Source organism: Glaciimonas sp. CA11.2 (assembly GCF_034314045.1).
Classification (GTDB): domain Bacteria; phylum Pseudomonadota; class Gammaproteobacteria; order Burkholderiales; family Burkholderiaceae_D; genus Glaciimonas.
The window spans coordinates 92,664-116,475 of sequence record NZ_JAVIWL010000002.1; the positions used below are offsets into that span (position 1 = coordinate 92,664).

Annotated in this window: 15 protein-coding genes and 2 pseudogenes; 9 read left to right on the top strand and 8 right to left on the bottom strand. The window is 55.1% G+C overall.

Going from position 1 to position 23,812, the window contains the following annotated elements; translation table 11 throughout:
- Positions 1-17: 17 nt before the first annotated feature.
- Together RGU75_RS23750 and RGU75_RS23755 are read right to left on the bottom strand one after the other, a co-directional pair.
- Entirely contained in the window at positions 18-1,556 is a 1,539-nt protein-coding gene (locus RGU75_RS23750; RefSeq protein WP_322240961.1) for a cryptochrome/photolyase family protein, read from the bottom strand.
- Positions 1,557-1,623: 67 nt separating this feature from the next.
- Complete coding sequence (locus RGU75_RS23755; RefSeq protein WP_322240963.1) at positions 1,624-1,773, bottom strand: DUF2256 domain-containing protein; 150 nt, start codon at positions 1,771-1,773, stop codon at positions 1,624-1,626.
- 478 nt (positions 1,774-2,251) lie between these two features.
- On the opposite strand from RGU75_RS23755, the gene RGU75_RS23760 reads away from it, so the two are divergent.
- From RGU75_RS23760 to RGU75_RS23780, 5 genes are all read left to right on the top strand, one after another.
- Entirely contained in the window at positions 2,252-3,175 is a 924-nt protein-coding gene (locus tag RGU75_RS23760; protein WP_168056805.1) for a LysR substrate-binding domain-containing protein, read from the top strand.
- 82 nt (positions 3,176-3,257) lie between these two features.
- Positions 3,258-4,688 carry an FAD-dependent tricarballylate dehydrogenase TcuA gene (gene tcuA, locus RGU75_RS23765; RefSeq protein ID WP_168056804.1) on the top strand — a complete coding sequence of 477 codons (1,431 nt, stop codon included), beginning with the start codon at positions 3,258-3,260 and terminating at the stop codon, positions 4,686-4,688.
- Complete coding sequence (gene tcuB / locus RGU75_RS23770) at positions 4,675-5,814, top strand: tricarballylate utilization 4Fe-4S protein TcuB (protein WP_322240967.1); 1,140 nt, start codon at positions 4,675-4,677, stop codon at positions 5,812-5,814. The genes tcuA and tcuB overlap by 14 nt, the downstream gene beginning before the upstream one ends.
- Positions 5,815-5,913: 99 nt before the next feature.
- On the top strand, positions 5,914-7,233 hold the full coding sequence (locus tag RGU75_RS23775) for an MFS transporter (RefSeq protein ID WP_322240969.1): 1,320 nt from the start codon (positions 5,914-5,916) through the stop codon (positions 7,231-7,233).
- Positions 7,234-7,839: 606 nt separating this feature from the next.
- Positions 7,840-8,415 carry a hypothetical protein gene (locus RGU75_RS23780; protein WP_322240971.1) on the top strand — a complete coding sequence of 192 codons (576 nt, stop codon included), beginning with the start codon at positions 7,840-7,842 and terminating at the stop codon, positions 8,413-8,415.
- Between the two features lie 197 nt (positions 8,416-8,612).
- Here the strand turns inward: RGU75_RS23780 and RGU75_RS23785 are convergent, their stop codons facing one another.
- Together RGU75_RS23785 and RGU75_RS23790 are read right to left on the bottom strand one after the other, a co-directional pair.
- Positions 8,613-11,198: a PAS domain S-box protein gene (locus tag RGU75_RS23785; protein ID WP_322240973.1), complete on the bottom strand. Its 2,586-nt coding sequence runs from the start codon at positions 11,196-11,198 to the stop codon at positions 8,613-8,615.
- A 167-nt stretch (positions 11,199-11,365) separates the two neighbouring features.
- Positions 11,366-11,980: a recombinase family protein gene (locus tag RGU75_RS23790; RefSeq protein WP_322240975.1), complete on the bottom strand. Its 615-nt coding sequence runs from the start codon at positions 11,978-11,980 to the stop codon at positions 11,366-11,368.
- Positions 11,981-12,137: 157 nt separating this feature from the next.
- Between RGU75_RS23790 and RGU75_RS23795 the strand changes: the two genes are divergently transcribed.
- Positions 12,138-15,125, top strand: coding sequence for a Tn3 family transposase (locus tag RGU75_RS23795; protein WP_322240977.1), 2,988 nt, complete (start codon positions 12,138-12,140; stop codon positions 15,123-15,125).
- A 98-nt stretch (positions 15,126-15,223) separates the two neighbouring features.
- On the opposite strand, the pseudogene RGU75_RS24025 reads toward RGU75_RS23795, so the two are convergent.
- Positions 15,224-15,473 (bottom strand): annotated as a pseudogene (locus tag RGU75_RS24025) (transposase domain-containing protein); the annotation flags it as partial.
- Positions 15,474-15,550: 77 nt separating this feature from the next.
- A complete protein-coding gene (gene katG, locus RGU75_RS23805; RefSeq protein ID WP_322240979.1) occupies positions 15,551-17,803 on the bottom strand; it encodes a catalase/peroxidase HPI in 2,253 nt (750 codons plus the stop codon).
- Positions 17,804-18,615: 812 nt separating this feature from the next.
- On the opposite strand from katG, the gene RGU75_RS23810 reads away from it, so the two are divergent.
- Positions 18,616-19,347 (top strand): SDR family oxidoreductase, encoded by a 732-nt coding sequence (locus tag RGU75_RS23810; RefSeq protein WP_322240981.1) that lies wholly within the window; start codon positions 18,616-18,618, stop codon positions 19,345-19,347.
- A gap of 191 nt (positions 19,348-19,538) precedes the next feature.
- Here RGU75_RS23810 and RGU75_RS23815 read toward each other — a convergent pair.
- Positions 19,539-20,246, bottom strand: a pseudogene (locus RGU75_RS23815) (DDE-type integrase/transposase/recombinase); the annotation flags it as partial.
- A 206-nt stretch (positions 20,247-20,452) separates the two neighbouring features.
- On the opposite strand from RGU75_RS23815, the gene istA reads away from it, so the two are divergent.
- Positions 20,453-21,976 (top strand): IS21 family transposase, encoded by a 1,524-nt coding sequence (gene istA, locus RGU75_RS23820; protein ID WP_322240175.1) that lies wholly within the window; start codon positions 20,453-20,455, stop codon positions 21,974-21,976.
- An 11-nt stretch (positions 21,977-21,987) separates the two neighbouring features.
- The gene (gene istB / locus RGU75_RS23825; protein ID WP_322232626.1) at positions 21,988-22,758 is read left to right on the top strand and encodes an IS21-like element helper ATPase IstB; all 771 of its coding nucleotides are present in this window, start codon (positions 21,988-21,990) and stop codon (positions 22,756-22,758) included.
- Positions 22,759-23,084: 326 nt separating this feature from the next.
- On the opposite strand, the gene RGU75_RS23830 is transcribed toward istB, so the two are convergent.
- On the bottom strand, positions 23,085-23,789 hold the full coding sequence (locus tag RGU75_RS23830) for a glutathione S-transferase family protein (RefSeq protein ID WP_322240983.1): 705 nt from the start codon (positions 23,787-23,789) through the stop codon (positions 23,085-23,087).
- Between the last annotated feature and the right edge of the window lie 23 nt (positions 23,790-23,812).

Sequence of the window (23,812 nt, forward strand, 5' to 3'; positions counted from 1 at the left end):
GATACATTGATTTGTCATCAAAGGTCGTCCAGCTGGCCCAGTAACCCCTCAGCCTGCGCTTGCATGGCGGTGTATGCGGTAATGTCCATTTTGCGCAATTGTTGATACACCATGCCAAGGCGCGGATTGGTTCCGAGGTGCTTTTGGTTGCGAGAAAAAAAATTCCAGTAGAGGGCGTTATAAGGACAGGCGCGCTCGCCTAAACGTAGCTTTTTATCGTAGTGACACCCTTTGCAATAATCACTCATCCGGTCAATATAGGCTGCGCTCGACACATAGGGTTTGGTCGCCATTAAGCCACCATCGGCAAACTGGCTCATTCCTATGGTATTGGGCAACTCCACCCATTCAAATGCGTCAATGTAGACGCCTAGGTACCAACGATGCACCTCGCCGGGGTCCAGTCCAGCCAGCAAGGCAAAGTTGCCGATTACCATCAGACGTTGAATATGATGCGCGTGCGCTTCTTTTAAAGAATGCGTAATGGACATTGAAAGGCAGCGCATTTTGGTCTCTCCGGTCCAAAACCATTTTGGTAACGGGCGCTCGTGAGCGAATACATTTTGCGCTGCATAATCGGGCATATGATGCCAATACATGCCCCGCACGTATTCACGCCACCCCAGGATTTGCCGGATAAAACCTTCGGCTGCTTCCAGGGGTACGCTTCCGGCACGCCACGCGGTCTCAACCTTCGTCACCACCTCGCCCGGACCGAGCATCTTGGTATTGAGCGCGAACGACAGCATGGAGTGAAATAAGCGCCACGCTTTACTACTCATGGCATCCTGAAACTGGCCGAAATACGGAAGCGCGCTGACCAAAAAATCGTCAAGTTGTTGCAACGCCTCGGCGCGATTCAATGGCCATGCAAACTGTGCTGCATTTGGCTGACCTAAGCTTTTAACGCCTGCCGCTTCGATCGTCCTCCAGAGTGCGGAATGATCATGCCGGATGCGACCATCGGGTGGCTCGGCAGGCAAGCCCGGCCAGGACTTACGGTTATCGTGATCATAATTCCACTGCCCACCCACGGGCTTGTTACCGGCTTCCATCAATACACGGTGTCTGACCCGCATATGGCGATAAAAAGTCTCCATCATCCACTTTTTTCGCCCACCAAACAGTGTGCCGACCTCCTCACGTTTCGTGTAAAAGTGTTCGCTATCCACCATCTGCGACGGTATGGATAACTGCTGCACATAGTCGTCCATTTGCCGGTCAAGTCGCCACTCGTCTGGCGCCAGATATTCAAAGGCGCCAGCATCAAAATGCGCAATTATCCGGTCTATATTTGCGGGTAACGATTGTAGATTGTCCGGATCGTCAATCGCCAGATAATGCACGTGATGCCCCGCCTTAGTCAGGCGCTGGGCGAAGTCGCGCATACCTGCGAAAATGGCGATAATTTTCTGGGCGTGATGCAGGACGTAATCGGTTTCTTGTCGCACCTCCATCATGAGGATATGCACGTCATCCCGCGGCAAATTGAACCAGCTATGCAATGGATTAAGTTGGTCACCGAGGACTAATCGGATGGTGGACTTGTTGGTCATGTAATCTCCGTCGTTACGATTTATGCGGCGAGATAGTGAGGGGAGGGGCTGACGTTGTCAATGGTATTTATGTTCCGCTACGTTTAGCCTTGCGGCATCGCGCTGAGCAATATTTGACCTCATCCCACACCGTCGCCCATTTTTTGCGCCACGCAAACGGCAAGCCGCAACTGAGACAAACCTTACTCGGGAGGTTAGATTTTTTCTGCATTTTCATAAGCACTCTCGAAGCAACTGGGTAGGATACGGAATGATGATCGGGTTGTGAGGTTGTGAGGGACTGCGCACAGCGTTAGAACGGGCAGAAAAGTATAGGCAAACATCGGTTAAGCGGTATGTAGATCATGCCTGCTGCGGTTTATTACGCGCCTTGAAGTCATTGATCTCCACCGGCCAACACATGCCAGCGCTAAAAATACCCCTGCGTGCACCACCTGTTGTAATTTTATCAGATCGATTTGAGCAGAAGGGTGCTCGGGAAGAACCGTATGCGTGATAAATTTATTTTAAGCTGTGCTGGATTACGATCTGTTGCACAACCAACGCAATTCGGGACTCCCTTTTTCTGGCATTATTCGCATGGACCTAAAAAGCGCGCAGAATAGCCTCACTTTTGTTTTTGTTAAACGCAGCGTGGGTATCCGCTCGACGTAAAAGTACTAATTTCACCATCCCCGTTATACATTGGAACCGCTATGGAACTACGGCAGTTGCGCTATTTTGTGCGCGTAGTGGAGCAGGGTAGCATGGGACGCGCTGCCCGCGAACTTGGGGTTGTTACATCCGCCCTGAGCCAGCAAATAAGTCGACTTGAAAGCGAATTATCGACGCGCTTATTGCAGCGTACGTCAAGTGGGGTCACGCCTACCGACGCCGGGCTTGCCTTCATGCATCAGGCACAACTAGCATTGCGGCACGTTGATGATGCGGCGCGCGCCGCACAGCAGGCGCGATTGTCGGGCCATGTCAGCGTGGGAATGGCACCCAGTACCAGCGGTGTGCTCGGACTGCCCTTTATGCGCGCGATGCGCGAGCGCTATCCAGATGTCCGTCTCCATATGGTAGAAAGTTTATCGGGTCATCTCACGGCCATGCTGACGGCCCGACAAATCGATCTGGCGATTCTGTTTCATGCCGACCCGGCGCAACGCTGGAGTGTCATGCCCTTGCTGGAAGAACGCTTGTTTGTCATCGGCGCAAGCGATGTTATCACCATGCCATCGGGAAAGTCGGTGCGCTTGTCCCAGCTCGCCAACGTGCCTTTAATTCTTCCCAGTGGACCGCATGGCTTGCGTTCTTTGCTCAGCGCTGCGTTTGCGCGCGCGACATGTACACCGTGTGTCGTGGCGGAAATTGACGGTCTGGCAATGTTAATGGATGCCGTACGCGCCGGTTTCGGTGCGACGATCCAACCCGGAGCGGCGCTTGCCCGGGGGGACGCAGAATTGCTTACAGCAGTGCATATATCCGACAAACATGCGCGTCGATCCAATCTGCTGGTGAGCTTGTCGGACAATGAGTTGTCGCCGTCAGGATTAGCTGCACGGGTGGTACTGGCAGATGTGACGCGCACCCTGGTATCTGAAGGTCGCTGGCCGGGCGCCACTCTTCACAAATAGTGAAGACCTGTTGTCTGATTGTCCGCTAGTGCGTGAAGACCCGGGCGGTTATAGTGCGTCAAATGGCCGGGAGACAATAGTAATGTTCGATGTACTGATAATCGGGGGTGGAAATGCTGCTTTATGCGCAGCGCTGATGGCGCGCGAACAAGGGGCATCGGTGTTACTGCTGGAATCGGCACCGCGCGAATGGCGCGGTGGCAATTCTCAACATACGCGTAATCTACGCTGCATGCACGATGCGCCGCAAGATGTGTTGATCGAGACTTATCCGGAGGAGGAGTACTGGCAGGATCTGTTAAAGGTCACCGGCGGTCTGACCGACGAAAAGCTCGCACGACTGACCATACGTGCCTCCGCGACATGTCGCGACTGGATGCGTAGTCACGGGGTCCATTTTCAGGCGCCTATTTCGGGCACGCTCCACGTTGCCCGCACCAATGCTTTTTTTATGGGTGGCGGCAAGGCACTGGTCAATGCTTATTATCGCAGCGCCGAAAAATTAGGTATCTCGATCCGTTATAACGCCGCCGTTGATGCGCTCGATATCGATAATGATGGCCGGTTTCTTGCAGCGCGAATCGGCACCGAGCGTATCGAAGCGCGCAGCTGTGTGCTGGCCTCCGGAGGGTTCGAGTCAAACCGTGAATGGTTACGGGAAGCGTGGGGACAAATCAACGGCGAATGGGTTGCTGACAATTTTCTGATTCGTGGCACACGATTCAACATGGGCGTATTGTTAAAGTTCATGCGCGATGCCGGGGCAGACATGATCGGCGATCCATCACAGTCGCACTGCGTTGCTATCGATGCACGGGCACCACTTTACGACGGTGGGATCTGTACCCGCATCGATTGCGTTTCACTGGGCGTCATGCTGAACAAAAATGCACAACGTTTTTATGACGAAGGCGAAGATTTCTGGCCGAAGCGATACGCCATCTGGGGCCGGCTGGTGGCGCTGCAGCCGGGCCAGATTGGCTACTCGGTCATTGATTCAAAAGCCATAGGACGCTTTATGCCGCCGGTTTTCCCGGGGACGAAAGCCAATACCTTACACGAGTTGGGGCTATTGCTGGGTCTGGATCCGGTTGCCTTCGTGCACACCATAGAAGAGTACAACGCCGCTTGCAGGGTGGGCACTTTCGATCATGGCATATTGGATGATTGCCACACCGAGGGTTTGACTCCCGCCAAAACCCATTGGGCGCAGCCCATTGATCAGGCGCCGTTTTACGCTTACGCGCTGAGGCCTGGTATTACATTTACTTATCTTGGCCTCAAAGTCGACGAACGTGCGACGGTCCATTTTGATGGCAAGCCAAGTGCCAATTTGTTCGTTGCCGGGGAAATGATGGCTGGCAACGTGCTGGGTAAGGGATACACGGCGGGCGTGGGAATGGCGATCGGTACTGCTTTTGGTCGGATCGCCGGCACGGAAGCCGCCAACGCCGCCGGATTTTCAAGGCAGAAAAAAAATAACCAAGAGAAAGTGCGCAATGGAGACGCTTGAAGGTTTGATCAATGAGGCGCGAGGCCTGGCTGCTAATGAACTCGAAGTGAGCCGCGTAATGACCATTTGTAATTCTTGTCGTTATTGCGAAGGATTCTGTGCAGTGTTTCCGGCCATGGCGCGACGGCTTGAATTCGGTAAGTCCGACATTCACTATCTCGCCAATTTGTGCCACAACTGTGGTGCATGCCTCCATGCATGCCAGTACGCGTTACCGCATGAGTTTGCGGTCAACGTACCGAAGGCTATGGCTACAGTACGTTTGCAGACTTACACGGATTATGCATGGCCAGCTGCATTGGGGACACTGTATCAGCGCAATGGATTGACGCTTGCCCTTGCTACCGCTGGCGCGCTTTCGTTATTTCTTGCGCTGGTGATGATTATGCGCGGAACACTTTTATTTACGCCGCTGCACGGAAATTTTTATGCAATTTTTCCGCATAACACGCTGGCATTAATGTTTGGCACCGTGTTTCTATTTGCGATGTTGGCTCTGGGGATTGGCGTGCGGCGCTTTTGGCGCACCGAATCACCCGGCCCGGCTTCCGCTGGTGCGATGGCAGAGGCGAGCGGCAATGTGTTGCAACTGACCTATCTCGGAGGTGGCCATGGAGAGGGTTGCAACAACGCCGACGATGCATTTACGCTGTGGCGGCGACGTTTCCATCACTTTACTTTTTACGGTTTCATGCTCTGTTTTGCGGCCACCAGCGTGGCGACCCTGTATCATTTTTTTGGCGTGCTGGAAGTGCCTTATCCATTCTTCAGCTTACCGGTTTTGCTGGGTGTCGCTGGCGGGATCGGATTACTGATCGGACCCACCGGATTATTATGGCTAAATTTGCGGCGCCATCCGATGCATGGCGATCAAGCGCAAAAGCCGATGGATCGTGGCTTCATCGTACTGCTTTTGGTCACCAGCGTGACCGGGCTGACTTTGCTGTTGTGGCGCGATACCGGCGCCATGACGCTGCTGCTGGCAGTGCACCTTGGCGTCGTCATGGCACTTTTTCTGACACTGCCTTATGGTAAATTCGCACATGGGATTTATCGTAGTGCCGCGCTACTTAAGTGGGCAATTGAAAAACGCCAGCCAACCAAACTGCGAACAGCCGACGAATGATGCGGCGGGGCGCAGTGTGGTGCTTATGTACCACAAAGATTCCCGTTTTCTGCACCAAAAATATAATAATTATTAACTTCCTTTTTCAGGAGACTAGTCATGACCGTGCCATCCCCCGATGTAACGGGTAAATCATCCTCAAAATGGGGCGCAATTTTACGCGTCACTAGTGGAAATTTTCTCGAACAATTCGATTTTTTCTTATTTGGCTTTTACGCTTCACAAATTGCCAAAACATTTTTTCCGGCGGGGAGTCAGTTTGCTTCTTTGATGCTGACTTTTGCAGTCTTCGGTGCAGGATTTCTGATGCGCCCGGTGGGGGCGGTGGTGCTGGGTTCCTATATCGACAAGGTGGGGCGGCGCAAGGGATTGATTGTCACGTTGTCGATTATGGCCAGCGGAACTATCCTGATCGCCTGTATGCCCGGTTACGCGACCATCGGTCTGATGGCGCCGCTGTTAGTCTTGATAGGGCGTTTGTTGCAAGGATTTTCAGCTGGCGCAGAACTTGGTGGCGTCTCGGTTTATCTGTCCGAAATGGCGACACCCGGAAATAAGGGCTTTTATACCAGCTGGCAATCTGCCAGTCAGCAAGTCGCTATCGTGGTGGCTGCCGCACTGGGTTATGGATTGAACGCCTTTATGTCCGCCTCGGCGATTGCCGACTGGGGCTGGCGAATTCCGTTCTTTATCGGTTGCGCCATTGTGCCCTTCATCTTTTTTCTGCGTCAGTCTTTACAGGAAACTGCAGAATTCAATGCGCGTACCCATCATCCCAGTACGCGTGAAGTCTTTCGCTCGATGCTACATAACTGGCGCACGGTAGTTGCCGGTACATTATTAGTGGCGATGACCACGACCACGTTTTATCTGATCACCGTTTACACGCCGACGTTTGGCCGGACAGTGCTTAAGCTAAGCACTGCAGATAGTCTTATCGTGACTTTTTGTGTCGGGATTTCGAATTTTATCTGGCTACCGATTGGCGGGGCGTTGTCGGACCGCATTGGCCGCCGGCCGATTTTGATTGGCATTACCCTCTTAGCCATTTTTACTGCTTATCCCACTTTATCCTGGCTCGTCAGCGCGCCGAGCTTTGAGCGTATGCTCATTGTGCTGTTGTGGTATTCATTTTTCTTTGGTGTCTATAACGGCGCGATGGTCGCAGCGTTAACGGAAGTAATGCCGGTCAATGTGCGTGTTGCAGGCTTTTCGCTCGCTTTCAGTTTGGCTACCGCGATTTTTGGTGGCTCTACGCCTGCAGTCTCGACTTTCCTCATTCAAATCACAGGTGACAAGGCCGCACCCGCTTATTGGATGAGCTTCGCTGCTGTTTGTGGCCTGCTAGCAACCTTGATGCTGTATAGGGGGCCAAAAGGATCCAGGCATGCATTCAAAGACGGCCGGGTTCCCGGTTAACGCTGAAAAATGGTCAGTGTTGATGTGCAGGGAATGTACGCTGCGAGACGTTAATAAAAATTAACCGCGTCTTGTAACGCACCACAAATTTAAAAAGTGCAAAGGCCTTAGAACAAAGTCAAAAATACGAAAGCCTTGCAGCCATGCAAGGCTTTATTTATTTGCACCGCTTGCCGAATCAGGCAGTGTTTGATATTTTCGTGCTGTATTCGAGAATCCCTCCTGATGCTGCCATGGTTTGCCACATTAAAGAATGTGCCATAAACACCGTGTTCACCGCAGGTGAAAAGGGGAAAGTTATCCGCAGGCAATGTGCGGTGCAGTAGTGCCGGAATTACCGAAGAGTCTGCTGGTGTTGATTGGAGCGGGTTCACAGTTTTTTACGAAGAAGTAGGATGAAAAATCTGGACAAAATTGCGGGCGTATAAGATATTCTGATGACGAGGTCTAGATAAAACGGTACTATCAAGCAACATGCAACGTTTGAATAAAAGAGACTATGCTGACCCAGAGCTGAGGAGCACTGTTTAATCGTCTTTCCTTCAGGTTGTGAACCCATGTTGCAAAATTGCAATCCTGTCCCAAAATCGCCGGTACCGCTCGGATATGCGCCACTACAACCAAGAAATCCTCGGCGACTGCGTCTCGGAAGTACTTAAAGAAGACGCCAAATCATTCGCATGGTCGCTGGAATGGCTGGATATTCTTTTGGGTTATTACGACGACCCCAAGCAGGCGCTACGCATGCGTCGCTATTTCCTGGCGGCCGGGACGTCCTTCTTGGCGATCGGCCTGTTGTTTGCCTGCTATTGGCAAGATGTTCTTTCAAGCACCGCATTTTATCGCAGTGCCACGCTGGTATTGCTTGCAGTCATCGCTTTCTATATTCTTTTTCGCTTGGGCCTCAATCTGCGGTTCAACGATCCGAATCTTGCCCTTCCACAAATTTTGGCTTCTTCCCTCATTACTCTGTACGCGATGTACGAGGCTGATGGTGCACGATCTGTGTTCTTAATACTCCTGCTGATGTCTTATTTGTTCAGCGTGCTGCAACTTACGACGCGGGGATTGCTGATTTACGCTGTGGGTATTTTGGGCGCCTATGGGTGTGTAATCGGGCTGCTGTGGCGCTTCAAGCCGCTGTCATTGGGGGACCGTAAGGATTCCTACGTAAATGAGTAACAGGCGAAAACAGCTTTGGAATCAAAGTATTTTCGCGTCACCGAACGATAGGTAACGCCCCATTGCGGCCATTGAACATGCATGTTAGACGCAGTAGTTTCTTGAATTCTTTGAGCCGGGATTCAACAGCGTAACGACGAAACCTTCGAAGCGATTGAACTTTCCCAACTATAGATCACTAGCAGCCCGGCCGGTCATCATTCATCTTCAAAGCGGACGGCATTGCGGCCGGACTCCTTGGCAAGGTACATGGCTGCATCGGCTTGGCGAAATAATTCCATCTGGTCCGATCCGGTGGGCGAAAAAAGTGCGACGCCAATGCTGGCGGAACATCGGTGCGAAATTGCAACTTCACCCAGCCCCTGGTGCACTGTAAAGTTGTAGATCTCGGAAAGGCGGTTGCGAACTTTCTCAGCAATTTGCACGGCGAGTTGGCGCGAATCCGTCTGGCTTTCGCTCAATCCCCCCAGCGCGATAACGAACTCATCACCTCCGATACGGGCTACGGTGTCGTCTTGGCGAACACTATCCTTAAGCCTGTTGGCGACTTCCTTGAGCAAGAGGTCACCCACTGCATGGCCAAATTGGTCATTGAGGGGCTTGAAGTTGTCTAGGTCGATTACCAGCAATGCGCCGTAGGTTCCACTGCGCTTGTTGCTGGCGATGGTCATATTGAGGCGCTCTTTCAGCAGGCGCCGGTTAGCAAGCTTGGTCAGGCTGTCATGGAAAGCGTAGTCGTACATGAGGGTTTCGGCTTCTTTGCGATCCGTGATATCGACATGAACGATCACTGCGCCCCGGTCGCCAGTGTGCATGGGGGTGACTTTCATGACAAACCAGCGCTGCTTTTCTGGTGTGTGGCAGGGATACTCACAACTGAATTTTGGCAACTTGCCGTTGATGACGGCCTCGATCCCTTCACGGATGTTGACGCTATCAGCAGGCTCGGGCGGCAAAGTGCTTAGGGCTGCGAGGTAGTTGGCACCAACGTCGACGTTATCGCTGCTAGGGCTGTCAAGGCAGCCGCCATTGTCTGCGGCGAATCGTCGCCAGGCCTCGTTGGTCGCCATAATGACCCCGGACTCGTTCAACACGACAATCTCGCTGGACACCGAATCAAGGATGTCCTTGGTCAACAGCCGACCTTGTTCGAGGGCCCATTCGGCCTGCTTGCGTGCAGTGATGTCGCGTGCCGACGCGTACAGGAGGTCCACGCCGTCCAGCACTACGCCCTTGGCATTGATCTCCACATCAAGGATGATTCCATCCTTGCGCCGATAACGGGTCTCAAAGGCCCGCGGCTGCGCAATTAGTCGACCTATTTCGGCAATCAGTTCCTGGGGCTCAAACATGGCGTCCCAATCGCGGACGTTGAGCCGTGCTGTTTCTTCTGCGGTATAGCCAAGCAACAGGGTAAAAGATTGACTGAACTGCAAGACATTGCCGTCACGGTCTAGAATGTGGATACCATCACTGGCGGTGTCGAGCAAGGTCTGTAGGCGCGCAGTCAAATTTTTTTTATCGGTAATGTCCTGAATCTGGGATACAAAGTGAACCGGCGCACCGTCCCGCGTGCGCACCAGCGACACATTGAGCTGGGCCCAGATGGTTCGGCCGTCTTTGTGGAAATAACGCTTTTCCATTTCATAGGTTTCAACAACGCCCTGTAGCAATTCTTCAACGTGGTGCAGGTCCAATGCCAGGTCATCTGGGTGGGTGATTGTTTGGAAATCTGTCACGAGCAGTTCCGCTTCGCCGTAACCTAACAACTTGCATAATGACTGGTTGACCTTGAGAAATCTTCCGTGGACGGAGACCAGCGCAATGCCATGCGAAGCCGCCTCAAACGATCCGCGAAATTGCGACTCACTGATCACGAGCGCCGCTTCGGCAAGGCGGCGTGCGGTAATGTCTTGAAACGCGCCCACCAGGCGCACGGGCTTGCCCTGTTTAAATTCCGCCACACCCAAGGCACGTACCCAAATTTCGGTACCGTTTTTCTGAATAAACGGCAACTCAAGGTCCCAGCGCTGGCCGGTTGCGATGGACTGTGTAACTGCGGCCTCAATCACCGGTCTAGCCTGTGGCGCGTAAAACTCGATCGCTTCGCTCAGCTGGGGCAAATACCCCGGCGCAACCCCATGAATACGGCAGGTTTCATCGGACCAAAATATCGTATTTGCGACCAGGTCAACTTCCCAACCACCGACCCCAGCCATGGCCCCAGTACGTTCCAGCAGCGTTTTGGTACGCCGCAGTTCAAGCTGCAAGGTATTTCCATGCTGTACTGCTTGAGACCCTTCGATAATTTTGGCGACAATGGCCGCCAGAGCTACCAATTTGTGGGCCTGGCTAGCGTCAAGCAAACGTGCTGTGCGATCTGCAACACACAAGGTACCCGTGCGCTCCGGTTGGTGTCCCAACAGTATCGGCGCACTGGCAAAAAAACGGATTCCGATTGGTCCGGTAACCCAGGGACTGGCGAATAATCGAGGGTCCTGCGCAGCGTCGTCCACCACGACTAGTTCTTCACTATCCCTTGCAAGGGCCAGAAGCGTCTCGTCGCTCAGCAGGCCAGCTAATGCGACTGGGTCGGCAGTGGCGACATAGCATGGTCGCGTACCATCAGAAAAGTCAATCCACGCCACAGCCACCCCCAACGCGGCCGTGACACCCTCCAACAGGGGCTGTGCCTCGGGCAGGGTGGCAGCATCCGACACTAGGGGTGGATGTGCCGAAGTGAACGGCGGCTTGAGTAGCGAAGCAAGCAAGAGGTCCTCCATGGGCCGGTATTCCGTTGTCAAATATGGGTTAGGGCCGACAAAGCCTTAATTGCGTGAATACTACCCGCTTGGTCGAACAGCTAGCATTTCCTACCGCCAGACTAGGGAACCAATCATCTACAGCCCGATTACAAGTGACGGCGTCTGGCCGTTCTCTGTCGATCCAGCTACGTTTTAATCAAAATCTTCTGCCCTGCTTCCTTCAACGTGCCATCCCCATTCACATATGCATAAAGGGTCGTGGTCGTAATATCCAAACGGCGTGCCACTTCGATGGCATTGGCTTTCGGGTCAGCCATCGCGGCCATCGCCATCATCACGGCTGCCCGATCCATCTTCCGCGGTCGCCCGCCTTGGCGACCACGCGCTCTTGCCGAAGCAAGCCCCGCATGCGTGCGCTCGGCAATCAACTCCCGCTCGAACTCGGCCAGCTTCGCAAAAATTCCAAAGAATAGCCGTCCGTTTGCCGTCGTCGTATCGATCTGTGCACCAGCCCCGGCCAATACTTTCAAACCGATGTTGCGATTACGCAATTCGTCCACTGTCGTGACCAAGTGCTTCAAGTCACGGCCCAGCCGATCCAGTTTCCACACTACCAAAGTGTTGCCGGGCTGGAGGGCCTTGAGACAAGCATTCAATCCAGGCCGATCATCCTTGCGGCCGGATGCCAAATCCGAATAAATCCGCTCAGGCTCCACGCCGGCAGCAATCAGCACGTCGCGTTGCGGCGCCAGCGTCTGGCTACCGTCGCTTTTCGAAACGCGAACATATCCGACCAACATAATGCATCCAATGTACAAGAAAAGCTAAATCCAATGGTGCAATATTGTGTAGTTTTTCTCAATGAGTTTTCTTGTAGTTTTTCGGCCCTGTCCGGGCATTTTCCTGATCGCAAGATAAACGGTCGTTTTTCTTGCACTACATCTCCAACTTGCCAAATTGCAACCAAGCGACACCGCCTATCCACGCTTCAAAAGTCGCCTGTCGCCCATCGAGCTGGAGCGCTTCTACACGCTGACCGACGCCGAACGTGTTTTTTGCGAAGGTGCGACCAGGTCGGATGCAACCCGGTTGGGATTTGCGTTGCTCCTCAAGACCTACCAGCGGCTCGGTTACTTTGTCACGTCTGTTCAGGTGCCAGGCGCGATTGTTGATCATATCGGCGCGGTGATCGGCGCATCCTGCGAGCGCGACAAATTGCGCAGCTACGATGTATCGCAAGCCAGGCGCAAGCATTTGTCAGCAATCCGCCAATTTCTGTCGGTCAAGGCGTTCAGCGAATCAGGTAAGCAACTGCTGCGGCAAACGCTGGCCGACGCATCACTGACCAAGGATGATGTAATCGATATCGTGAACATCGGCATCGAGACACTGGTGCGCCACTGTTATGAATTGCCGGCCTTCGACACGCTGGTGCGTGAGGCGCGGGCTCAACGGGCCGCTACGACGCAGGCGATGTATGCGCGCATCGAGGCAGCTCTGGGCGAGAGCGGGCGCGCTTTTCTGGATGCGCTGTACGTGGTGGGCGATGATCCGCGCCATGTCAGCGCCTGGAACGATATCAAGCAGGATGCGGCCATGCCGACCATCGACGGCATGCGCGCCCTGGTGGCGCGTTACGACCAGCTAACTGGACTCGCATGCCATGCCGATCTACTCAAACCGATTCCTTTTGTGAAGATCAAGCAGTGGGCGCTCGAAGGCAATAGCCTTGACGCGACCAGCATGATGGACATGGCCGCACCCAAGCGCCATGCAGTGACGTTGGCCCTGATTCGGCAGCGCCTGGCGCGCGTGACCGACGACCTGTGCAATATTTTCTGCAAGCAGATGAAGCGAGTGGAACATGCCGCCGACGAGGCCCTGGAAAAGTACCTGGCCGACAATCAAGAAAAAACCGACGAGATTTTGCGGCGGTTCGCAGCGATGGAAGCGCTGCTCAATTCCGACCAACCGGATAGCGAACAATTGCTGGCCATCCGTAATGCGGTCACGGCTCGCCCGGACTTATGCGAGTTCTCCCGCCTGCATGCCGAATATGGCGGCAAGAACCAATGCCGGTTCTTCTGGCATTTCTTCAAGCCGCGTCGCGTCGAGGTACTGCGCATTCTCAGCAAGTTGCCGCTGGTCGCGACCAGTCAGGATGCCGGCGTCGAGCAAGCGTTGGCCTTCGTGCTGGAAAATCGGCATCGGCACCACGAATGGATAACGCTCACGGCTGCCGACAGCGCGCGCCTGACGCTGACGAACCTTGCCTGGATTCCGGAAAAATGGTGGAAGCTCGTGACTGGCGAAACCCAGCGCAACGTTGCGCTGACGCGCATCAACCGGCGCCAGTTCGAAGTCTGTTTCTGCACGCAGATGGTGCGGGAACTGAAGTCTGGCGACGTTTGTGTGACTGGCAGCGATGCCTATGCCGACCATCGTGATGAGCTGGTGCCAATGGAGGAATGCGAGCGCACGCGTGCAGACTATGGAGAAAAAGTCGGTATTCCGGTCAGCAGTACCGAGTTTGTCGCCCACGTGTGTGCGCTCCTGACGCAGGCAGCACAGCAGGCCGACCAGGGTTATCAGGTGAATCTGCATTTCAATATCGTTGACGGACGACCGAAACTGGACCGGTACAAGAAAAAAATATTGCCAGCCGGATTCAAGGAGCTTGATGATGCGCTGCGGCGCAAGCTCGACAGCCTGGAACTTTCATTGCTCGATGTACTGGCCGACACGATGCAATGGCTGGGCTGGGGCAAGCACTTCGGGCCACTGAGCGGCCACCAGGGAAAGCTGCACGACGAAGCCCGGCGCAAGATTCTGACGGTATTCGCTTATGGCACCGGCATGGGGCCAACCCAGATCGCAAAAAATATTACCGACGTGAGCGCGCGCCAAGTGTCCTTCGTCAATCAGCGCCAGATCACCACCGAAAAGCTGGAGGCCGCAATCAGCACGGCGATCAATGGCTACAACCAATTTCAGCTGCCGCAGTATTGGGGTGACACCAAGCGTGCCGCCGCCGACGGCACGCAATGGAACCTGTACGAAAACAATTTGCTGTCGGAGCGGCATATTCGCTACGGCGGTTACGGCGGTATTGCCTATTATCACGTCAGCGACACCTACATTGCGCTGTTTTCGCACTTCATTCCCTGTGGCGTCTGGGAGGCCGTGTATATCCTCGACGGACTCACCAAGAACACGTCTGACATTCAGCCCGACATACTGCATGGCGACACGCAGGCGCAAAGCGCACCGGTCTATGGACTGGCATTTTTGTTGGGCATCAAGCTGATGCCTCGGATTCGCAACTGGAAAGACCTGAAGTGGTTTCGCCCGGACAGCGACACAGCCTACGAGCACATCGACACTCTGTTTTCAAAGGACGTGATCGACTGGGATCTGATCGCGTGCCACTTGCCGGACATGCTGCAAGTGGCGCAATCGATTCAGGCCGGCCGCATTTCGCCGTCGACCATCCTGCGCAAGCTGGGCACTGCCAGCCGGAAAAACAAGCTGTACTTCGCGTTTCGCGAACTGGGCCGTGCCGTGCGCACGATGTTCCTGCTGGAATATATCGGCGACCAGGAACTGCGACAGACCATCCAGGCGGCCCAGAACAAGTGCGAAGGCTTCAACAACTTCGCCCAGTGGGCATATTTCGGCTCCGACACCATCGAAGACAATGTGCGCGACAACCAGTTGAAGATCATCAAGTACAACCATCTGGTCGCCAACCTGCTGATTTTTCATAACTGCCACACAATGACACAGGCATTCAAGGAACTGGAAGCTGAAGGCATGCAGTTGACGCCAGAATTGCTCGCTGCATTCAGCCCGTATAGGACGCATCACACAAATCGTTTCGGGACGTACGAGTTGCGCGACCGGCCGTCGGGGCCGATTGATTACGGCGTGATGTTCAAAATTTAGCAACATCGACGATGTTACTCATTTACGAAGGAATCCTTACGCTACCCCTTTTTTGCACAACTTGATTGCCGACATCAGAATCGACATGGTTATCCGGCTCATGCCACCCCCGTTGCCGATTCGGGCATCATGGCGCCGGCATCGAGTACCTCCTGCGTCAAATCCCCATTCCACGGCAGCAACGCCTCCCCCATCCTCAGCCGTTGTTGCCTTTGGCAAGTCGCGCATGACGCGGCACAGCCAGTCATACGGCTCCAGGCCGTTGTGCTTGGCCGTTTGCACTAGAGAATACACCACGGCGCTGGCGTGCACGCCTGCCGCCGGGTCGGCGAACAGCCATGATTTGCGACTATGGGAATATTTCCATAGCCGCAAAGTCTGGCGTTTATGGAGCGCCTACAACTGTACGACTCGGCAACCCCATCTTACGCGATGTCGAAACGGTCGAGGTTCATCACTTTGGTCCACGCTGCGACAAAATCGCCGACAAACTTTTTCTTAGCATCGGCCGTGGCGTACACCTCGGCGATCGCGCGCAGCTGCGCATTTGAGCCGAAAACCAGGTCGACCCGCGTCGCAGTCCACCGCGGCTCACCTGTCTTGCGGTCACGCCCTTCGAACTGGTCGGTGGCGGCCGACACGGCGTGCCACTGCGTGCCCATGTCGAGCAGGTTGATAAAGAAGTCGTTGCTCAACGTGCCCGGCTGTTTGGTGAAGACGCCGTTCGGCGTCTGGCCGACATTGGCGCCCAGCACCCGCAGACCGCCAACGAGCACGGTCATCTCCGGGCCCGTCAACGTCAGCAGTTGCGCCCGGTCGATCAGCAGTGCCTCTGCCGGTACGCTGTAGCGCGTCTTCTGGTAATTCCGAAAGCCGTCTGCGATTGGTTCGAGCGGAGCGAACGAATGCATGTCGGTCTGCTCCTGCGAGGCATCCATCCTCCCGGGAGCGAAGGGGACGCTGAGCTCGTAACCGGCATGTTTAGCTGCCAGTTCTACACCTGCGTTACCGGCCAGGACGATCAGATCGGCCAGCGACAGCTTTTTACCACCGGACTGCGTGGAATTGAAATCGTTGCGGATACCGTCGAGTACTTTGAGCACCTTGGAGAGTTGCGCTGGCTGATTGACGGCCCAGTCCTTCTGCGGCGACAAGCGAATGCGCGCCCCGTTCGCGCCGCCCCGTTTGTCGGAGCCCCTGAACGTGGACGCGGATGCCCATGCCGTCGCCACCAGCTCGGCAACCGTCAAGCCGGACGCCAGCACCTTGTTTTTGAGGGCCGAGATATCCTGATCATCGACCAGCGCGTGGTCAATGACGGGAATCACGTCCTGCCAGATGAGCTCTTCGGCCGGCACCTCGGGGCCGAGATAGCGAGCGCGTGGCCCCATGTCGCGGTGGGTCAGTTTGAACCAGGCCCGCCCAAAGGCATCCGCAAACTGGTCGGGGTTTTCCAGAAAGCGCCGTGAAATTTTTTCGTAGGCCGGATCCACCCGCAACGACAGGTCGGTCGTCAACATGGTGGGACGGTGACGCTTGGACGGGTCGTGGGCATCCGGGATGAGTCCGTCGCCGCCCTTGGCAATCCACTGCTGCGCGCCGGCAGGGCTCTTCGTCAGTTCCCACTCGAAGCCAAACAGGTTCTCAAAGAAGTTGTTGCTCCACTGCGTTGGCGTGCTGGTCCACGTGACCTCCAGACCGCTGGTGATGGTGTCGCCGCCCTTGCCGGTGCCGAAGCTGTTTTTCCAGCCGAAGCCCTGGGCCTCGATGCCAGCGGCCTCAGGCTCTTGCCCAACGTGCTCCGCTGGCGCCGCGCCGTGGGTTTTCCCGAAGCTGTGCCCACCAGCGATGAGCGCGACCGTCTCTTCGTCGTTCATCGCCATGCGGCCAAACGTGTCGCGAATGTCGATGGCTGCAGCCAGCGGGTCGGGCTTGCCGTCCGGGCCTTCGGGATTGACGTAAATCAAGCCCATCTGCACCGCGGCCAGTGGATTCTCCAGGTCGCGCGTGTGCGTCGCTTCGCTATCGTCGTCCTTCACGAGCACGCCATGGTTCTCTTCAACCCCCGGTGAACCCTTCGAGTAACGCACGTCGCCGCCAAGCCACTTTGTCTCGCGCCCCCAATACACATCATGGTCCGGTTCCCAGACATCTTGGCGACCGCCCGCAAAGCCAAAAGTTTTGAAGCCCATGCTTTCCAAAGCAACGTTACCAGTAAGGATAATCAAGTCTGCCCATGAAATCTTTTCACCGTATTTCTGCTTGACCGGCCACAGCAGGCGGCGCGCCTTGTCTAGGCTCACGTTGTCGGGCCAGCTGTTGAGCGGCGCGAAGCGCTGCTGGCCGCGGCCAGGGCCGCCCCTGCCATCGCCGATGCGATAGGTGCCGGCACTGTGCCACGCCATGCGCACGAACAGCCCGCCGTAATGCCCGAAGTCGGCAGGCCACCAGTCTTGGGAATCTGTCATCAATGCGGTCAAATCTGTTTTCACCGCCGCCAGATCGAGGCTCTTGAACGCCTTGGCGTAGTCGAATTGCTGGCCCATCGGGTCGGACTTGGAAGAATGCTGGTGCAGCAGATCCAGGCGCAATTGCTGCGGCCACCAGTCACGGTTCGTCGTTCCAACGCCCGCGGCTGCACTGAACGGGCACTTCACTTCGGTCTTTTCGGTACTCATGTCAGACTCCTATTTTTCACAATGAATTGGTTAAAGTAAAAGCTGGGAAAATCATGTTGAGTGCATCCTCGATCCCGGCCGCCATCGATGACACAGACAACTGAGTATACACAGGGACACGCGATTACGAAAATTCATCGCACTAATCGAATCGATTATCAATTCCTATTTTTATGGGATTTGTGAAGGGGAAACGCGTGATAGACGTCAATCTTTGCACATTTCTTGAAGTTGACAGGCAACATCAAAAATAGCCTGTGAACCACTATATAATTTGAAAATACGCTGTCAATGGTAAGAACAGAGGGAGTGCGACCAAAATAGGCATGGCTTGTCAGTATCCCATGATAAATAATTTTCCCCATGAGCGCTGCGCTCACGTGATATGGGCGGCAGGACCCATGCAAAACCTGCCTCAAGCGTCTGATGGAAGTTGCGGATGACGCCGGCGGCCGGCTGTCGGTGACCTGGCCGTTCCCTCCAAGCTGCGCAACGACCTGCGCAGGCCTGCGATGGAGGAACTCGGCAGGCGGTTAATTCGAGTTGAAAGCACCGTTAACAGGCTGTTGAAAAATCATTCCTCGGTAGGAAATTTTTCAAAACACACTCAAGAAATACGTGAGATTTGAGCTGAAAAGCATATTTTGCTAAAAAATTAGGCAGCCCAATCTCATTTTCTAAGTATTTTTCGTCGCTCAGTGGGAAGAGATTTCTTTTTTCAACAGCCTGTTAAGCTACATTATCGTAATTCTTTATGTACGCATTTCGCCTTTGCCATCCGCAGTGACTCATTAACAATTGATTGGAAATTTATGAAAATGCAGGACCTCAGCGGAAAAATTGCCGTCATCACCGGCGCATCGAGCGGCATAGGGCAGGCAGCCGCCCGTTTGCTGGCGGAAGAAGGAGTCCACGTCGTGCTTGCAGCGCGGCGACGTGACCTACTTGATGCGCTGGCGCAGGAGCTTGGTGCTTCGGCAACCATCGTGCAGACCGATGTTACCGACGGCAGCCAGGTGCAGGCGCTGTTCGAGCTGGTGCGGGAACGCTTTGGCGGACTGGATCTACTGTTCAACAATGCCGGCCTGGGCATCAGCGCACCTTTCGCAGACAGCACGCGGGACCAATGGAAGACAATGATCGATGTGAACCTGTACGGGGTGTTCAACTGCACGCATGCGGCCATTGCGCTCATGCGCGGACGCCCAGGCGCGATGATCTCGTCTGTCTCCAGTGTGGGCGGGCGGTATGGCGTTGAGAACTGGTCCGTTTACAGTGCCACCAAATATGCTGTTGTAGGCTTTCATGACGCCTTACGTAAGGAACTGGGACCAGACGGAATTCGCGTATCGGTGATCGAACCTGGAGCCGTCTGGACCGAGTTTGGCCATAACGTCAGTGTCACGCTCAATGAGCGGCGTGAGAAGCTCAATGCCCTGAGCGCTCAGGACGTTGCTCAAGCACTCGTCTATGCGTTCGCGCAGCCGGCCAACGTACTTATAGAAGAAATCTTGATGCGGCCAGTCCTTCAACTCGCCCCTTAACGCATTAATTGCGCGTTTCTTTCTCCGCGGCCCTTGTTGCTAGTAATGGCTGCTATGGATCGATTGCTGTCACCCAGGATTGTCGGTCGTTTTGGGAAGAACACAGGATTCGGAAAAAATCGGGCGCTAAGGTAACTGTCAAGTTCCGTTCGGTCATAAACCCGTTTGGCAAATAAATCGGGCTTTTTCTGCTACCACTCTTTGAGCGCTTGTATCGGCGTGTTGCCATCGATGGCGCGTTGCGGAATATGGTGGTTGTACAGCTTCCAGTAATTCTGTAGCGTGGCTTCAAGTTGTTCGGCCGCGCTGGCGAAATGAGTCTGTCTGATCAACTCGCTGATGCGGCCATTGAAACGCTCGACCATGCCGTTTGTTTGTGGATGCCGGGGCGGCGCCTGGTGCTCCACGGCGATGCTGGCACAGGCAAGATCGAAGGCAGGCTTGCCGGTCGGCTTCTTGTTTTTGGACGTGAATCGGTCGGTAAATTGCGATCCGTTGTCAGTGAGTATCTTGGTGATCTTGACGGGCGAGGCAAGCTTGAGCCGGCGCAGGAAATCGACGCTGCTCACGTCGGTCATGTCGGCGTAAGTATGCAGAAATACCCAGCGGGTGGCGCGGTCGATAGCGACGAATAAATAACGACGCGACGATTCGTCGGCCATCTGCGGCAAGTACTTGATGTCGATGTGAATGAAGCCCGGCACGTAGCTCTTGAAAGTCTTTTTCGGTGGCGCCGTTTCTCCCTCTGCTTTCGGGATGACATCGGCCAATTTCGACATGTCGTGGCGTTTCAACAGGCGCGCCACGCCCGAGCGCGACACCTCGGAATTGATATATTGTTTGGTGATGTACAGCAAGTCGTCGAGCGGCAGGTGGGTATTCTGGCCGATCGTGACCACCGATTCTGGTCTATCGTGACCGACCATTCTGGCGCATCGTGACCGCTCATTCCGGTCTATCGTGACCGATTTCAAGCCCGACCAGAATCGGCGGTCACGATAGCAGAATCATCGGTCACGATACCGGAATGGTGTCGTACAGCACCGTGATGATGTTACGCATAGAGCAACCGAACGGGTACGCTTCCAGTTTGTCTGGAGACAACGTGCCCGTACAAAGGATCACTATGCGTAAGATAAAAGACGTATTACGTTTAAAACTGGATGCCAAACTATCGCACCAGCAGATTGCCGCAGCACTGGGGATTTCAAAAGGAGTCGTCACCAAGTATGTCGGCCTGGCCGCCGTTGCCGGTTTGGACTGGTCGGCGGTGCAAGATGTAGACGACACCGAGTTGGCGCACCGGCTTTTGGTCACGCCAGAACGGACCCGAGACCATGTCCAGCCAGATTACGCCAGGCTGCATCACGAACTGCGGCGCAAGGGGATGACGCTGATGTTGCTATGGGAAGAGTATCGTGCCGATTATGCCCAGCACCAGACCTATGCCTACTCACAGTTCTGCGTGAATTACCGGCAGTTTGCCAAACAGCTCAAACGCTCTATGCGCCAGATTCACCGGGCTGGCGAGAAACTGTTCATTGATTATGCTGGTCCGACTATCGGTCTCACTGATGGTAGCCGTGCCCACATCTTCGTCGCTGCTCTGGGCGCATCGAGCTACACCTATGCCTGTGCTACGCCGCGTGAGACGATGGCCGACTGGCTCACTTCGACAGCGCGTGCGCTGCGCTTCTTCGGCGGGGTACCGCAGTTGATTGTTCCCGATAATCCGAAGGCTATGATCGCCGACGCCAATCGCTACGAACCACGCAGTAACGACACCGTACGCGATTTTGCGCGCCACTACGGCACCTCCATCTTGCCAGCCCGTCCGCGTCATCCTCAGGATAAAGCGAAGGCCGAATCAGCAGTGCAGATCGTCGAGCGCTGGATCATGGCGCGTCTGCGACATCAGCAATTTAGCAGCGTCCACGAGGTCGATGTCGCCATCGCACCGCTGCTGAGCGTACTTAACGATAAGCCGTTTCAGAAGCTACCCGGTAGTCGCGCCAGTGCGTTTGCCCAACTCGATGTCCCGGCGCTACGGCCTTTGCCATTGCAATGTTATGAGATGGCGCATTTCAAGACTGTCAGGGTGCATAACGATTACCACGTTGAGATCGGCCGCCATCACTACAGTGTGCCGCAAGCCCTGGTCGGTCAGGTGCTGGAAGCCCGGATGACAGCGACGACAGTGGAAATCCTGCATCGCGGTCAACGTGTCGCCAGTCATCCGCGCAACAGTGGCGAAGGCGGGTTCACCACCGACACCCTGCATATGCCGGTGGCGCATCGTGCGCAATTGGAATGGACGCCACAGCGACTGATTCACTGGGGACAGACCATCGGTACGGCGACAGCGGAGGCGGTGACGCGTCTGATGGCCGAGAACAGACATCCCGAGCACGGCTACCGTGCCTGTCTTGGTCTGCTGTCATTGGCCAAGCGCTACGGCAAGCCACGTCTTGAAGCAGGATGCATGCTGGCCTTACAGCTCGGTGCCTGCCAATACCGCCACGTCCGTGACATTCTCAAAAATAACCGTGATCGCACACCGTGTGCCCCAGTTGGCGATTGGGTCAGTCCTGACCATGCCCATGTGCGTGGCCCTGATTACTATCAATGAGGATGTCAACGATGATGATGCATACCACTCTGGCCCAATTGCGGACCTTAAAACTCGATGGCTTAGCGACCGGACTGGAGGAACAATTGACGCAGGCCAGTATGGCGGCGATGAGTTTCGAGGAACGTCTGGCACTCTTGGTTGATCGCGAAGTCCATTGCCGCAATGACCGCAAGCTCCTGCGCCTGCTTAAGAACGCCCACCTGAAATACGCACAAGCGGCGATTGAAGACATTGATGCCCGCTCGGGGCGTGGCATCGACCGCCGTGAAGTGATGAGTCTGGCGCTGGGAGATTGGGTCAGTGCTGGCCACAGCATTCTCATTACCGGACCGACCGGTGCTGGCAAATCGTGGCTGGCCTGCGCACTGGCACAGTACGCCTGTCGGCGCGGATACTCTGCTGTTTATCAACGCGTACCCCGTCTACAGGAAGAACTACGCATCCGGCACGGCAGCGGCAGCTTTGGGAAATGGCTGCTCCAACTCGCCAAGATCGATGTCTTGGTACTTGATGACTGGGGCATGGGCGCGATCGACAGCACGACCCGTTCCGACTTGCTGGAGATGATTGACGACCGGGCGGCAAACAGAGCGACGATTATTACCAGTCAACTTCCTGTTGACCATTGGCATGCCTGGATTGGCGACGCCACTATTGCCGACGCCATCCTGGACCGCATTCTGCAGCGCAATCATCGGCTGACACTGACCGGCGATTCACTGCGTGGCGCAGAACGACCTAAAACCAGCAAAAAGGAGAAAACTATCGACCCATCGTGACCGCAGACATTACAATTTAACCGCGTAACAACATCGCAGGCGCAGCGGTCACGATCGGCCAGAATGAGCGGTCACGTTGACCAGAATACGCAGCAGGTACAGCTTCCAAACTGACGCTATCTTACGTCGCCTGTGGAAGACGAAATTTCAGGGGAAGCTCAATTCGCAGTTATCTCTGGTTTGAGTGGCCGTCAGTCGCAGTTAATTCCGGTCGAAAAAGCCACTGAATGCAGGTCGAAGCGTTTTTGGATGCAGGTCGTTGATATGGCTTCTCGAACGCGCAGGGCACTCATTGCGTTTCGAGATCCTTCGCCGATCCGCTCGGATCATTTTCCTTGGGGACTATCCAACTCCGGCACACCGCTGTTGCGGTCGGCATAGGCAGCCTGGAAGCTGGGCCGGAGCTGCCAGCGCCGCCAGAACGCATCCAGATGCTCGAAGCGCTCGTCCAACGGGATTGCGTTGACCGGAAACTTGGAAAAGGCGATCGCGGTTGCGAGCGTGATGTCTGAGAAGGTAGGCTCGTCCCCGCCGAGGAGCCAGTCGCGTCCGTCCGACAGATGCCGGTTGACCAGAGCCGAATGCACCAGTGCCTCCTTTCGGCAATGCTCGCCCCAGGCGTGATTGGTGGTCAGCTCAAGCTTCGGGCCGAGCCCGTTATGCAGGACATGGAACGCCGTGACGATGCGATAGTGGATATGCACCCAAATGCGGTTGTCCCACATGTTGTCGAGACCCTGCTGCAGCGGGTTCTCACCCATGATCTTGCGCCCCGGGTAGGCTTGGTCGAGATACCGGACGATAGCGGCGGTCTCGGAAATAAAGCTGCCGTCGGCCAGTTCAAGAGTGGGTGTCTCGCCCCACGGATTCATCTTCAGGTGCGGCCATTGCCGCTGTTCACCGCCCGGCGACATATCGTAGATGCGTTCCTCGAACTGATCGGCAATGCCCTTTTCGTGCATGAACAGGCGCAGGCGCTGCGGGTTGGGAAACGCCGAAGGCGAGGTGAAAAGGCGCAGTTTGCTTGTCATGAAGGTGTTCCCCTATGGTTGGA